At 63.8% G+C, this 12,674-nt stretch carries 12 protein-coding genes; 3 read left to right on the top strand and 9 right to left on the bottom strand.

The window, feature by feature from the left end; translation table 11 throughout:
* Positions 1-60: 60 nt before the first annotated feature.
* From AZH51_RS08595 to AZH51_RS08560, 8 genes are all read right to left on the bottom strand, one after another.
* Positions 61-642 carry a hypothetical protein gene (locus AZH51_RS08595; protein ID WP_291523263.1) on the bottom strand — a complete coding sequence of 194 codons (582 nt, stop codon included), beginning with the start codon at positions 640-642 and terminating at the stop codon, positions 61-63.
* A gap of 433 nt (positions 643-1,075) precedes the next feature.
* The gene (locus AZH51_RS08590; RefSeq protein WP_291523261.1) at positions 1,076-1,711 is read right to left on the bottom strand and encodes a hypothetical protein; all 636 of its coding nucleotides are present in this window, start codon (positions 1,709-1,711) and stop codon (positions 1,076-1,078) included.
* Positions 1,712-2,655: 944 nt separating this feature from the next.
* On the bottom strand, positions 2,656-2,820 hold the full coding sequence (locus tag AZH51_RS08585) for a hypothetical protein (protein ID WP_291523259.1): 165 nt from the start codon (positions 2,818-2,820) through the stop codon (positions 2,656-2,658).
* Between the two features lie 4 nt (positions 2,821-2,824).
* Complete coding sequence (locus AZH51_RS08580; RefSeq protein ID WP_291523256.1) at positions 2,825-3,043, bottom strand: hypothetical protein; 219 nt, start codon at positions 3,041-3,043, stop codon at positions 2,825-2,827.
* Positions 3,040-3,399, bottom strand: coding sequence for a hypothetical protein (locus tag AZH51_RS08575; protein ID WP_291523254.1), 360 nt, complete (start codon positions 3,397-3,399; stop codon positions 3,040-3,042). The genes AZH51_RS08580 and AZH51_RS08575 overlap by 4 nt, the downstream gene beginning before the upstream one ends.
* Positions 3,400-3,586: 187 nt before the next feature.
* A complete protein-coding gene (locus AZH51_RS08570; RefSeq protein ID WP_291523252.1) occupies positions 3,587-4,012 on the bottom strand; it encodes a hypothetical protein in 426 nt (141 codons plus the stop codon).
* The gene (locus AZH51_RS08565; protein ID WP_291523250.1) at positions 4,009-4,443 is read right to left on the bottom strand and encodes a hypothetical protein; all 435 of its coding nucleotides are present in this window, start codon (positions 4,441-4,443) and stop codon (positions 4,009-4,011) included. Before AZH51_RS08565 ends, AZH51_RS08570 begins: the two co-directional genes overlap by 4 nt.
* 4 nt (positions 4,444-4,447) lie before the next feature.
* A complete protein-coding gene (locus AZH51_RS08560) occupies positions 4,448-4,663 on the bottom strand; it encodes a hypothetical protein (RefSeq protein WP_291523249.1) in 216 nt (71 codons plus the stop codon).
* A gap of 122 nt (positions 4,664-4,785) precedes the next feature.
* Here AZH51_RS08560 and AZH51_RS08555 point away from each other — a divergent pair, with 122 nt between their 5' ends.
* The 3 genes from AZH51_RS08555 to AZH51_RS08545 are packed head-to-tail and all read left to right on the top strand — an operon-like array spanning position 4,786 to position 7,220.
* The gene (locus AZH51_RS08555) at positions 4,786-4,965 is read left to right on the top strand and encodes a hypothetical protein (protein WP_291523247.1); all 180 of its coding nucleotides are present in this window, start codon (positions 4,786-4,788) and stop codon (positions 4,963-4,965) included.
* Positions 4,965-5,348, top strand: a complete 384-nt coding sequence (locus AZH51_RS08550) for a hypothetical protein (RefSeq protein ID WP_291523245.1) — start codon at positions 4,965-4,967, stop codon at positions 5,346-5,348. Before AZH51_RS08555 ends, AZH51_RS08550 begins: the two co-directional genes overlap by 1 nt.
* A gap of 45 nt (positions 5,349-5,393) precedes the next feature.
* Complete coding sequence (locus AZH51_RS08545; protein ID WP_291523244.1) at positions 5,394-7,220, top strand: hypothetical protein; 1,827 nt, start codon at positions 5,394-5,396, stop codon at positions 7,218-7,220.
* Between the two features lie 431 nt (positions 7,221-7,651).
* Here AZH51_RS08545 and AZH51_RS08540 read toward each other — a convergent pair whose 3' ends face one another.
* Positions 7,652-12,565: a type ISP restriction/modification enzyme gene (locus tag AZH51_RS08540; RefSeq protein ID WP_291523243.1), complete on the bottom strand. Its 4,914-nt coding sequence runs from the start codon at positions 12,563-12,565 to the stop codon at positions 7,652-7,654.
* Positions 12,566-12,674 lie beyond the last annotated feature (109 nt).

Below are 12,674 nucleotides of genomic sequence, written 5' to 3'. Positions count from 1 at the left end.
GATGAGGTGGACCGCCGTGCGGCGGTCCACCTGTGCAGGGTTGTGCGGTGCCCCGGTTTGCTACATCCCCATGACTTGTCGCAGCCGGTACCAGGCCGTCCACTCCATATCGGCCCCGAGCGAGCCCTTCTTGGCTTCCCAGGCACCGCCGCCCAGCAGCGACCGGCGTCCGGCGACATACAGGCTGCAGGCGTAGATGAAGATCTCCCAGCCGACGGCGGTGGCCGGCATAGCCAGTCCCGGGTGGTCCGGGATTGTCCAGCTCGCAGGAGCGGCCTGCGCGACCCACAGTTGCGGCCGCTGTTCGGCGATCATCCGGATCACGGGAGACTCACCCAGGATCCACGCACCATCGTCCGGATCTGTGGAGTCGTACTCCCGGATCCTGCGGCGCTGGTTCTCGCCCCACCCCATTTCGCGGCCGAGCCGTCCTCGCAGTCCGTGAGATCCCATGCCGCTGCCGTGGTAGATCACCAGCCCAGCGTGGTCGACCCAGGCGTAAACTCCTGGGGTCTTGGGGATCTCGCCCGTTTCAGTGGCTTCGCGCCAATCCAGGCCGGTCAACTCGACCACCGCGTCGAAGCGGATCGCGGGAACCGCGGCGATGCCGCGCAACGTCGAAAGCGTCGTCAAATCGAACATTGATCGTTCTTCCTACCCCCCACGGCGAGCGACGAAGGCCTGTCCTTCGACCTGCGTGAGCGAGTGAAACGAGCGTAGCTAGTTCCCCCGAGCAAAAGCCAATGCGAACGCCCGACGAAGCAAACGCACCCAGCGGACCGGAGGGTCCTCACGTCGCAGTCAGCCGGCAGGGTCACCCACGACTGCTGTCGAAAAGCCCGAAACACACTGTGCGCGTTGCGCTTTCGTCGCAAGTTTGGCGAGTAGCTGCTCCGTGGCGGTCGCCTCGGTGAGCTCACGCCGAAACTCACTCCGCAGGAACCGCTACCGCTCGATAGCGGCGCGGTAGAAGGCGTCTTCATCAGCCAGGGCAAAGGCTGTTCGCTTGGTCGTTCCGAGCACGGTGCGACGGCCAGGAGGCGCACGTACTTGTTGGAAGAACTCCGTGCGACCCTCAGGCTGCCCGCTTGCCGGGTTCGATGCCGCCGCACAGCACCACGATGTGCTCGCAGACTGGGCGGTGGAAGATGTCGCGGCCAACGGTCCCGGTGACCTGCGCCTCGCACTGCCGAGTCACGCCGTGCACCGTCGCAACGAACGAGTCGCCGGACACGATCGGTGCGGTCGTGATGATGCTCAGGTCGTAGGTTCTAACGATCTGATCCTGCAGCGACATCGCTTCCCGATCGTCGATTCGGCCGCGTTCGCCGACACCAAAGAGGAATCCCACCGACATCGGGTAGGTGTCGTTCACGAACCGGTGCAACTGCTCATCGGTAAGGCTTAGGACATGCCGGTCGGTCTTGAATGTGAACGGTGACTCGGTCAACGGTTTCTGGGCAACTGCACCGTTGCTATTGGCCAGCACCATTGAGAGCACGGCGGCGGCGATGCACCCCAGCGCAACCCCATGGAACCAGCCATTGCGACGATCGCCGGCCACCGCTGTGGCGATCCGCCGAACGATGAGCGTCACGGCCAGTACCGCCGCAGCGAGTATGAGCCACGGAATCGGCTTCGTCAGATTGTTCGACTGGATCCACAGACCGTCACCAGGCGCGGTCAGCACGTATGGAATTGGGACGTTCATGGCTTTACGGTGCGACGAACCGTCCCCGCGACCCATCTTCGCGGGGACGGTTGCGATTCGACCGCTAGCGGCGACCGGGTATCACCAAGCGACGCCGGCCAAGGATGGTCGACCGCTTCGGAGGCTCCGGCAAGATCGCCACGACGTCAGGGAGCGGATTCCTACAAGCCGCCCCGCACAGACCACGACACGCTTGCGCCGGGTCGGTAGCGCGCACGAAAGCTTCGCCGTCATGGCTCCGCTGCCAGCATGGCGCGTGCCGCAGCCGGGGCGTGATCTCCCTTGCGAGGCGAAGCATCTCGGTAGCGACCCCCTGGCGGCCCCAGTTCAGCATCCAAGGGCGCTGGGGGTCGTCCCCGTCGACGACGCCCACCCATTGGATCACCTCCAGGTCTCGATGCCACTGGAGGTCGCCGACCGCGTTGCGGTAGAGCCACGGGGCTGATTCGATGACTCCGATGTCCCGCGGGTCGACTTCGGCGGCCAGTGCCACGACACAAGGGCTATAGCTATCGCGGCCGAGGGTGCGGGCAAAATGAACGGTCCGGCCGCTCATCAGCCGCCGCGAGGAGCAAAGCTCCCACCGCGCGCAGGTAGGTGCATCGGCGATCAACATCTCTGCCTCTCCTCATCGTCTGGAATCCGTCGCGTGCTCACTCCATGAGAGCACCGCGGGCCTGACACGTCGGTTGACTCGTACGGCCCGTACCGGTTCTTCAAGGGTCCGAAAGATGCTGAAGCTGTTGGTCTTTCAGTACCGAGCCCGGCCCGCGCCCCTCACGGACCCGCCCAAAGATTCATCCACCCATCGGCGTGTCGCGAACGCGCAGGACGCCGCCTCTGCACGGTCTTGTAGTGCAGGAAGTCAGCTTGCGTGCTGCCCGGTCGCTACGAGGCCGAATCCGCGGCGAGGCACATGGCCAGCAACTCAGAGGCAAGATCATTCACCCGGGGTCGCGTGTCAGGTCCAGCGTCAGGAGTCCGAGGCAGGTGCCGAATGCGGCACCACCAAGACTGGCAAGCCAAAATGCGTTAGTGGCCATCCCGACCATCGAGATCATGTAGTCGGCGAAGATGTTTCCGATCAGCACGGCGCGCCGAGTATTCATGCGCTCACGGTGCGACGGGCGCCGACACGAAGACCGATCCGTCGCTGGCAAGGTCTATCTGCACCGACCTGCCCCCAGCGGAGCGCACGGTCAACACCCCACCGTCGTCGCTCACCGTTATCTGCCAGAGCTCGACCGGGTTCAAGTCGTCCTCGGACCAGACGCGAATGGTTTGCGAGCCGTCACGGTGCCGGCCCGAGGCCCGCTCGATCAGCGCCATCACGCGGCCCACGCCACGAGTTCAGCGACGGTGCCGCCGGACAGCAAGTGCTGCTCGATCTGCACGCGGCCGCCGGAAAGGCGCACCATGCGCGGGTAGTCCAGGCGTCGGTCGTCGACCAGCGCGTAGAACTTCCGGTCGAACTCGACCACGTCGAACGCGAAGTTGAACGGGATGGGGTCCGGGTGCAGCCGCGGACCAGCGGCGATCATCACACCGACGGCGTATGCGAACGGCTCGCCGGTTTCCTTGTCGCTGCCGACCTTCAGGTGGGTGTAGCTCCCGCCGTGCTTGGTGGCGCACGCCAAGCGGGTGTCGGGGCCGACGCGGACGATCTGGGGGCTGGTGATTTTGGTCATGCACCTACGGTGCGACGGGGTTGCCTGCCGCGATCTCTGCTAGAGGCATGATGGAACGCGAGGTCGCCAGTCGCAGACCCTCTTGCAACCGGACCATCTCGGTGCGCAGGTCGGCGACCTCGAACCCGTCCCCGACCAAGTTCAGCCCGTGCTCAAACTGGTGCGCCCGGGCCTAGGCACGGTCCCGCTACTTCGTCACCTGGGCCAGTGCACACTCGGCACCCATCTGCGCGAACACCTCGACCATCGGGGCGATGACTGCCTCGTGGTCGGAGTGCGCCAGTACGGCGCGCAGCTTGCTCGGGCAGGCCATGGATCGGTCGGCGACCATCAGGGCTTCAAGGCACCCGTACACCCAATCCCGTTGCCAGACGTAGCGGTCACTGCCCGGCAGATGCTCGGCGACAATCGCCAGCATGTCCTGTCCGGCGTCCGCGACGAACCGCGTCAGCGTCTCGATGATCTCCTCGCCGGTCGCATCAGCCGGATATGCCCCCAACAGTTCCGTCAGCAGGTTGCCGCGGTCACCGTGACCGGCTGACAGACCGGTCAGACCCGACGACTGTTCGGCGATTGCTTGGCGCACGGTCTCGGCGCGAGGATCAGCGCTCATCGCGCACCGCCGGGCAGGTTGCTGTTGTAGAACGCCGAGTCCGGCATCATCGCCAAGCTGCCGTCGACCGCCTTTCGCATCTGGTCTGCCCGCATGATGAAGTCCTGCCCTGTGCCCCTCAACCGGTCCGCCATGTCGGGATCGGGGAGGGTACCTGCAAACTCGATGTCGCTGCGGCCTCGATTCTCCCACGCCTGCGCCAACGACAGCACCCGCTGGATCGCCGACACCAGAGCGAGCACCTCGGTGCGGGCGTTCGCGATGAACTTTGCGTCGGCACAGGCAGTTCCGCCGCCCGGACCGTAGCCGGTGCTCGCGACCATCATCCCGCTCGGGGCGCTGACGACGTGGCGGTTTCCGAGAGCCTCGTGCGTCCACGGCCCAGCGGTTGCGTCTCCGGCTGCCGCGATGATGGTTGCAAGGTCGGTCATGACCTCACGGTGCGACGGAAGAGCCAGCACCAATTTGCTCAGGGGTGCCAGCCTCGTACTCCCTCACGATCCGCACCATGTTGTGCTCGGCCGGCTCGATGCGCTCAGCGACGAACCGGCACCCTGGGTACGCGATCTGCATTTCGTCGTCGAGCCGGCCGCGCGTGTACGCCCAAATGTGTTGAGGGCTGTCCGGATCGAGCAAACTGGTGTGCTGCATCCCCCGATCGTTGCGCGAAGGTCCGACAGGGGTAAACGAACCGAACCCACTGGGGTGGGTGAGGAAGCTACGGGGTGTCCTTAGCCGGACGCGCCGCGGACGATACGTCGCACCGTCGGGGCATGAGTAAGAAGCTGATCGAGTCCATCATCGCCTCCGACCAGGCGGCGCACGACGGCTCCAACGACGGCGAAATCGCTGCTCTGCGCAAAGCGCTCGAAGCGACGATCGCGTGGCTACCGGCGACGATGCGCCGCGACATCGAGGCGGCTCGCAGCGAAGCCGAAGATCTGCGGTACTGATGTCGTACTGCCGCTGGTCCACCGACTCGTTTCGGTCGGACGTCTACGTGTACGGCAGCGACGCAGGTTTCATCACGCACGTCGCCGGGAACAAGCGCGTGCTTGCAGACGATGCGCACGCACCGTCACTGCAACTGTTGATCGACGGCAAGGCCGGAGAGTGGGTGGCCGCCAACGAGGCGTGGCAGCAGATCCTCGAAGCCGCTGCGTCGGTGCCGATCGAGCACCCGGATGCTGGGAAGTCGTTCATCGACGACACCCCGGGTGAGTGCGCCGACAGACTGGAAGGTCTTGCGCTACAGGGGTTCCGGATTCCCGAGGGCGTGATCGACGACCTACGCGCTGAGCAGGCGGTGCATGGTGGTGACGAACAGAATCCCTAACTGTCTGCTTGTTGCGTGCCCTGGCGAAACGAGCAACATCCGAGCATGGACCTACCTGTCTCTGGCACTCTTGGGCGGGTGCTCTCCCGCGGTCGAATCGTCGCCACGATTGTCGTTCTCGCGTGCTGGCTTGCCGCATGCACACCATCGCCGTCTCCATCATCCAACTCCACGTCTGGCCGCACCACATCTACAACAGCCTCGCCCACAACCACAGCGGCGGCCGGCGACCTCACGGTCACGGCGGATGGTGTCCATGGCTCGATCGGGTTACTCACTATCGACGCACCCGCCGGGGTGGCGGCAGAGGGAACCCATCTCATCGTCACACCGGTCAAAGTGAACCCCGCCCCAGCCGTCGCGGGTGGCCCGGCTGGAGTTGTGGACTTCAAGATGTCGGACGGCAGCCAACCCGCGAAGCCTGTCAGAGTGTCATGGTCCATCGGGCCGGGTGGCGCGCCAGGCGCAGCCACGCTTCCTTCGAATAGCCGGCAGTGGCTGTCACTTCCAGTCACCGTGACCGGAAACACTGCAACTGCGACGCTCACCCATTTCAGTTGGGGGTGGTTCGGGGACATCAAGAAGATGGTCGACGACTTCGTCGCCCAGGTGAAGAAGTTCCTCAACATTGGCTACTCAAAGCCAGCATGCTCCGGGAAGTCCGCCACGGTGGGGAGCTTGAAGTACACCGTCAAGACCGACAAGGACAGCGTGTACGCCTGCGTCGCGAATGACAACGGGCAAGCGGTCGTCAAGGTCTATCCGAACTCCGGACAGGTGTTCCGGATCAGAGGTCAGAAGCCGTCTATGACCGTCGGATCAGTTCACCCGGCGTCCGTCGAACCTAGCCTGATCATCGTCCCCGCATTACACGACGCCTTCTACGGCAAGGACGAGGGGGTGCTGCCCAGCGGCAGCAGCGATACCTACTCCACCATGCAGGTAGCCAAAGGCGCCACCTCCGCGTACGGCCAAGCCCAAGCCGATCCGCCTCTCTCCCTAGTACCCATCGCCGTTCTGGGGTCGGAGATGTTGTTCACGATGGCTGGAGTTGACCTCGGCGAGGTCCAGGACATGTACGAGTGGGCCAGGTGCTTCGGCGCGGCGATCCCAGCATCGAAGAACAGTGCCGACCTGGCTGACTACCTATCTGCTGGCTTCACTTGCAGCGGGAAGCTGGCCAGCGAAATACTCGGAGACAACTTCGGCACCCGAAGTCTGTCCATCCTGGCCGCCATCGCAGGGTCCGCGCCCGGGTTGTTCGCCGGCGCGATCCAGGGGGCAGTCAACGAAATCACCGGAGCTAAGACGGTGAGCTTCACCGTGACCGGCACAGCAGATGGCTCAGATGGCGGCGTCGGCGCCACAAAGGTCGTGAAGCAGTGGCCGAACAGCCACGCCACCGTGACCACCTGGGACGTAGACCCCTGCGCAGACGGCTTCGGTGCCGAATCAACCGGTTTCGCGACATCTACCGACACCTTCACATGCGGTTCTATGGCTTCGGCACTCCTCGCTTGCAAGGCGGACGGGCAAACCGTCTCGTGCATTCAGGGCGCTGGAAACACGCTGATCCGCTTCACGACGAGCGTGACAATCCCGTTGCACTTTGACGTCCAAAGCGACCCCAGCCCGCTGCAGGTCACGTTGACGAATGGCTCGGTCTGTGACGTTGCCAGTCACGACCAGGCGGAGCATTACGACGGGCGTCAGGGGTGGCTCTACTGCTCTGGCGGTGGCCTTCTACTCACAGATGAGGCCACCCAGAGCCACTACTTCAACAAAACCAGTCCAGTGTGGACCGCCGACCTTGCATACGGGACGGCGAGACCTTCCTCAGTAGCCGTCAAACAGGCCACATACGCGGGCTGAGAGGCCACGGCATTCGCGCAGGTCGCGGACCCCCGCGGCTCCCTCCGTTAGACAGACCCAGTGACCGCGTTGCGGCAAGCCTGGCACGGTTGGGCACCCGCCAACTGATGCACACTATGTGCGAACTCAGTCTGCTCGTCAAGCCGAAACGGTCGCCCGAGCACTTCCCGGCGGACCACCTCCGGGACAGCCGCACCGCATAACGCGGTCGGCGAGTCCGGCTCCCACAGGTGGCGTTCACTGTCGACGGGCTGATCGTCCGCGCTGACCAGGACGCTCCATGAGACAGGTATTGGCACGGCCACCATTGTGGCCTAGCTCAGAAGCCGAACTTCGCTGTCCACAGGTCGTTGTCGGGGCCGGGGTACCCCAGCAGGTGCCAATGGCGTTGACGTCGACGACGCCGCGTTCGACGGGATTCACGCTCACGGTCACTGTTCGTTTCGGATGGCGAGGGAGGGCAGTCCGTCGACGATCTGCATCGTCTTCAAGCTGACCGTGACGATGCGGCCCACCAGGTCGATGATGTAGCGCGGGTCGTTCACTTCGCGCGACCAGTCGTTCGGGTCGTTGACGATGCCCGAAGGCTTGTCGGTCTTCAGCTGGTAGCGGTCGATGATCCACTCGATCGCCGAGCGCGACCCCAGCATGTACCGGTAGGCGTCCTTGGGGATCCCGGACAGGGTGATCCGATCGTTGTAGACGATGGTTGAGCGGTCCGCGATCTGCTTGTTGGTCTCCGGGTCGCGGGTCTTGGCGAATGCCATCTTCTGCACCCGGTAGAAGTCGAACGGGTCTGCGCCAGAGGCGGGTTCGGCGTCGATACCGACCAGCGGGTACACGTCTGCCTCCTCGTAACCGAGGTGCAGATCCATCAAGGCGCGGCCTGCTTCGACGTACGGGGCGGCATCGGTCACCAGAGGTATTCGCGGCAGCATCTTCTTCAAGTCAGCCGCGTACGTTGCGCGGTAGTCCGGTGAGTGCAACAAACCGTAGACGTAGTGGAAGACATCGTCTTTGGTGAACGAATCGCCGTACGCCGCAGTGAACTTGGCCAGCGCCTCGTCGGTGATGTTGTCGATCCGCCGGTAGCCGTCGACGACTTCGCCGCCCCCGGCGCCGGTGTCAATCGCCAGGGTGCCGTCGTCGGCGTCGGCCTTCTCGTATCGCCAGCGAGCGAAGGTGTTGGAGTATCCACTTCCGACGTATCCATTGTCGGGTAGCCCATCAGTTACCAGCGTGAAGAAGGAAGGGGCCATCGCCCCGGGTCCCGGCATCACGAGTGCAAGATTCGAGGTTGAGTTGCCTGGATAGAGGTCGTTAAGCCGGTAGACCATGTCGTTCAGCGCGCGGTCGAAGTAGACGTGTTCGCGCATGAAAGGCCGGTAAGAAGACGGCCGGACGAAAGAAGGTGTGAAATTTCGTGTACGCCGCCTGTCCAGGTCGGCGAGTAGTCCGCGGTTCCAACTCATTCGGGTGTCATCTCTGGTGGCGGTTGCGCTGGTGCGTCCTGCTGCCAGATCAGATAGGTAGGTGTCCACCAGCCGGTTCATGTTCGCGGCGACGGCTCTCGCAGAGAAGTTGTAGCACCAAGGGTCTCGGTTGGTTTTGAGTCCTCCGGAGTAGAGCCCGAAGACCCCTTGAGCCGACTCTTTGTCTCCGATCTGCAGGAACTGCTCGAAGTCGTCTCGGCGTTGGTTGAGCCAGTCACCGAACTCGTTCGGGGTGATTTCGGAGGCAGCAAGCTCGACCACGGAGCCTGCGTCCGCGACTGCGGCCAGCTTGTCTTCGCGGGTCAGGTAGTCGCCGATGTCGGTGTAGTGAATGCGAGCCACACCCGAACATTCGGGGTCGCGGACCAACACGGTGATGGCGACGGTGGCCCGAGATCCAGCACCGAAGACTTTGCCGCCTTCCCTGCGTGATTGTTCACCAGCAGTGCGTTGATTGCCGCGAAGGTTGTAGACGTAGATGTCGCTGAACTCAGTGCCGAGCGTTAGGCGCATGCCGTCGGCGGTGTTGGAGTCGATCCATCCGCCGTTGGTGACGAACGCGATGACGCCACGGTCGCCCAGACGGAGTGTGGCCCAGCGGAATGCCCGGATGTAGCTGTCGTACAGGGAGTTCTTGTTGGTGGCAGTGGACAGGGCGGCGTAGGTGTCGCGGATGGAGGCGTCCAGGCCGGGGTAGGACTCGTTGGCGTTGTTGTCGTTGGCGGAGTCCTGCCCGGAGGAGTAGGGCGGGTTGCCGATGATGACGGTGATCGGCAGTGCGCGTTGTTTGACGATGCGGTCGTTGTTGGTGACGAACACGCTCTCATCGAGGGTGTCGCCGTCCTCGTAGGACTGGAAGGTGTCGGTGAGTACCAGGCCAGGGAACGGTTCGTACTCAACGTCATCCGGGACCTGGGCGGTTTCGCGGCGGGCGTCCAGGTAGGCCGACTCGATGTTGACCGCGGCGATGTAGTACGCCAGCAGCAACAACTCGTTGGCGTGAATCTCGTTGCGGTACTTACGGATCAGGTCTTCACGTTCGATCAGCCCCAGTTGCAGCAGCCGCACGATGAACGTGCCGGTGCCGGTGAACCCGTCCAGGATGTGCACACCTTCAGAAGTCAAACCCTGGTCGAAGTGTTCGCGCAGGAGGTCATCGGCCGAGCGCAGGATGAAGTCGACGATCTCGATGGGTGTGTAGACCATGCCGTTCTTGTCGACCATCTTCTTGAACGCTTTGGCGAAGAAGTTGTCGTACAACTCCACCAGGATCTTCTGCCGACCCTCGGTGTTGTCGATGTCATCCAGGCGCAACGCCACCGACTCATAGAACTGCTCCAGGCTCGCGGTTTCGGTGTCCAGGGCGTGCTCGTCAAGAACCTCCAGCATCCGCTCCATGATCTGCGCGACCGGGTTGGACTTGGCGAAGTCGTAGCTACCGAACAGCGACTGGAAGATGGGGCGGGTGATGAGGTGCTGCGCCAGCATCGCGATCGCATCGTCACGGGTGATGCTGTCGTTGAGGTTGCCGCGCAACCCGTCGAGGAAGTCATCGAACTGTGCTGCAGCAGTGTTTGATCCAGCCGTGTTCGACTCATCACCCAGCAGGCCGGTGAGACGTTCAATCAGTTGCTGGGCGATGACCGCGACGTCACCGGCCCAGTTCTCCCAGTATTTGCGGTCGCCGACTTTCTGCACGATCTTGGCGTAGATCGCATCCCGCCATTCCCCGAAGTCCAGGTCCAACCCCTCCTGGGTAGCGGACCCGTCGGTGGTGTTGCCGTCCTTGTCGATGCCGCCGAACCCGATCCGGGGCGAGGTCTTCTTCTTATTCAGGTCGATCTTGTTGATCTCGGCGTTGAACCGGTCATCATGCGACCGCAGCGCGTTCAACACCTGCCAGATCACCGAGTACCGCTTGTTGTCCGCCAACGCCTTCTCGGGGGCCTCCTCGGCCGGGACGGCCACCGGCAGAATGATGTACCCGTAGTCCTTGCCCGGCGCCCGGCGCATCACCCGGCCCACCGACTGCACGATGTCCACCTCGGAGCCGCGCGGCGTCAGGAACATCACCGCATCCAATGCCGGGACGTCGACCCCTTCGGACAGGCACCGGGCGTTGGTCAGCACCCGGCAAACCCCCTCCGTCGCAGGAGCTTTCAACCAGTCCAGCCGCTGGTTGCGTTCCAGCGCGTTGAACGTGCCGTCGACGTGCTCGCACTCGACCCGCAGGTCCAGTGACGGGGCATCACCGGCGTACCCCCGACCAGTCGAGCCGTCAGCGGCCTCCTCGAAGTCATCCTCGGAGTCGTCGTCCAACGCGGTGGGGCGTTCGATGGTCTCGATGTGGCGTTGCACAACCGACGGGAACGCCGCAGCGATCGCCTTGCTGGTCTTGATGGTGGGCAGGAACGCAACAGCGCGCTGCATCGGTGCCAGCGGCTCGGTCGGCATCGTGTCGAAGTGCTTGGCCAGCCCGTTCCAACACCCGATGATCTTGGCGGCGTCGGACAGTTGGATCTCGCCGTCTTCGGCAAGCTCGGTTTGGAAGTTGCCCGACACGTACCGTTCGTCCACGGTCAGGATCAGCACCCGGTAGTCGGTCAACAGGTTCTTGCTGACCGCTTCACCGAACCCGAGCCGGTGCAACTCCGGACCGAACAGCGCCTCATCATCCATCGAGGCCAACACGGCATCTTTCAGTTTCGCCTTGCCCTTGGACGCCTCCCCGAAGATCCGAGGCGTCGCCGTCATGTAGAGCCGCTTAGAAGCCGGCAGGAACGTGTTGTCGTGGACCTTCACGAACGCCGACTCATCCACCCCGGCCAACGTGACACCGGTGGTGCGGTGCGCTTCGTCGCACACGATCAGATCGAACCCGTCCAGCTCGCTGGCTTTGATCGCATCGGAGACCACCTGAATCGACTGGTAGGTGGAGAACACCACCGTCATCCGATCGGTCTCAGCCGCAGCATCCCGCAACCGGACCGCGACCGTGTCGACGTTGGTGGTGGCCGGCAGCGGCATGTCCACCGACGAAATGTCCTCGGTGCTGGCATTCGCCTTGGATGCTTTGGGGTCCGAGCACACCCCGAGCATCCGCAGCGGCACCTGCGCGTTGTTCGCCCACGCTGGGACCGTCTGCGACAGCAGCGAAATCGACGGCACGAGGAACAACACCCGCCCGCCGGCACCGACGAGTTCCTCCGCCAGGCGCAGCGAGGTGTACGTCTTGCCGGTGCCGCACGCCATGATGAGCTTGCCCCGGTCGTGCTCCTCGAACCCGGCCAGCACGTCGTCGATCGCTTTGCGCTGGTGTGTACGGACCGTGTTCTTACCCAGGGTCGGCATCGTCTCCGGGGTGGAGATCTCATACGCCGACCAGTCAACGCTGGAACTGGCCAACTCGGCCATCCCGATCCGGGTCACCGGGATGGTCTGGTTGTGCATCACCGCTTCGGCGTTCGATCCCCAGTCGGCACCGGTCGACACGATGATCCGCCGCGTGAACTGCGCCGTCCCGGAGGCCGCCAGGAACCCATCCAGGTCAGCCTTGGAGACGTGGTGATTCTGCGCGTAGAACTTCCACTGGATCGCCACGTTCCCACCGGTCAGCCGGTCCACCGCAACCAAGTCGATCCCGGTGTCCACCTTCCCGTCCCGGCCCGGCCAGTCCTTCCACCGCCACACCTGCTCGAACTGGTCAGCGTACGTCGGGTCCGTCCGCAGGAACGTGGCCATCAAACGCTCGAAGCGGTCACCCTTGTCGTACTCCGACGTCGCCGACGCCCGGATCTCATCCAGAACGTCATAGATGGTGACGGTGGTGGCTGCAGGCAACGGTGACGGCATGGGCGACATCATGTCGCACCCTGGCCCGAACCTGGCCGGCTAGGGCGGGACAAGTCCGGACGCAGCGACGACACCACTGCGTCCGGCCTGAACGCTGCCAGCCGGACGG

It is taken from the genome of Branchiibius sp. NY16-3462-2 (assembly GCF_001594145.1).
In the GTDB taxonomy this organism is placed as follows: Bacteria; Actinomycetota; Actinomycetes; order Actinomycetales; family Dermatophilaceae; genus Branchiibius.
The sequence above is the reverse complement of the archived record's forward strand: the minus strand, read 5'-3'. Positions and strand labels throughout refer to the sequence as shown.

Coding starts and splice junctions, on each gene's coding strand:
- AZH51_RS08595 (WP_291523263.1), bottom strand. CDS start 642: ATGTTCGATTTGACGACGCTTTCGACGTTGCGCGGCATCGCCGCGGTT.
- AZH51_RS08590 (WP_291523261.1), bottom strand. CDS start 1,711: ATGAACGTCCCAATTCCATACGTGCTGACCGCGCCTGGTGACGGTCTG.
- AZH51_RS08585 (WP_291523259.1), bottom strand. CDS start 2,820: ATGAATACTCGGCGCGCCGTGCTGATCGGAAACATCTTCGCCGACTAC.
- AZH51_RS08575 (WP_291523254.1), bottom strand. CDS start 3,399: ATGACCAAAATCACCAGCCCCCAGATCGTCCGCGTCGGCCCCGACACC.
- AZH51_RS08570 (WP_291523252.1), bottom strand. CDS start 4,012: ATGAGCGCTGATCCTCGCGCCGAGACCGTGCGCCAAGCAATCGCCGAA.
- AZH51_RS08565 (WP_291523250.1), bottom strand. CDS start 4,443: ATGACCGACCTTGCAACCATCATCGCGGCAGCCGGAGACGCAACCGCT.
- AZH51_RS08560 (WP_291523249.1), bottom strand. CDS start 4,663: ATGCAGCACACCAGTTTGCTCGATCCGGACAGCCCTCAACACATTTGG.
- AZH51_RS08555 (WP_291523247.1), top strand. CDS start 4,786: ATGAGTAAGAAGCTGATCGAGTCCATCATCGCCTCCGACCAGGCGGCG.
- AZH51_RS08550 (WP_291523245.1), top strand. CDS start 4,965: ATGTCGTACTGCCGCTGGTCCACCGACTCGTTTCGGTCGGACGTCTAC.
- AZH51_RS08545 (WP_291523244.1), top strand. CDS start 5,394: ATGGACCTACCTGTCTCTGGCACTCTTGGGCGGGTGCTCTCCCGCGGT.
- AZH51_RS08540 (WP_291523243.1), bottom strand. CDS start 12,565: ATGCCGTCACCGTTGCCTGCAGCCACCACCGTCACCATCTATGACGTT.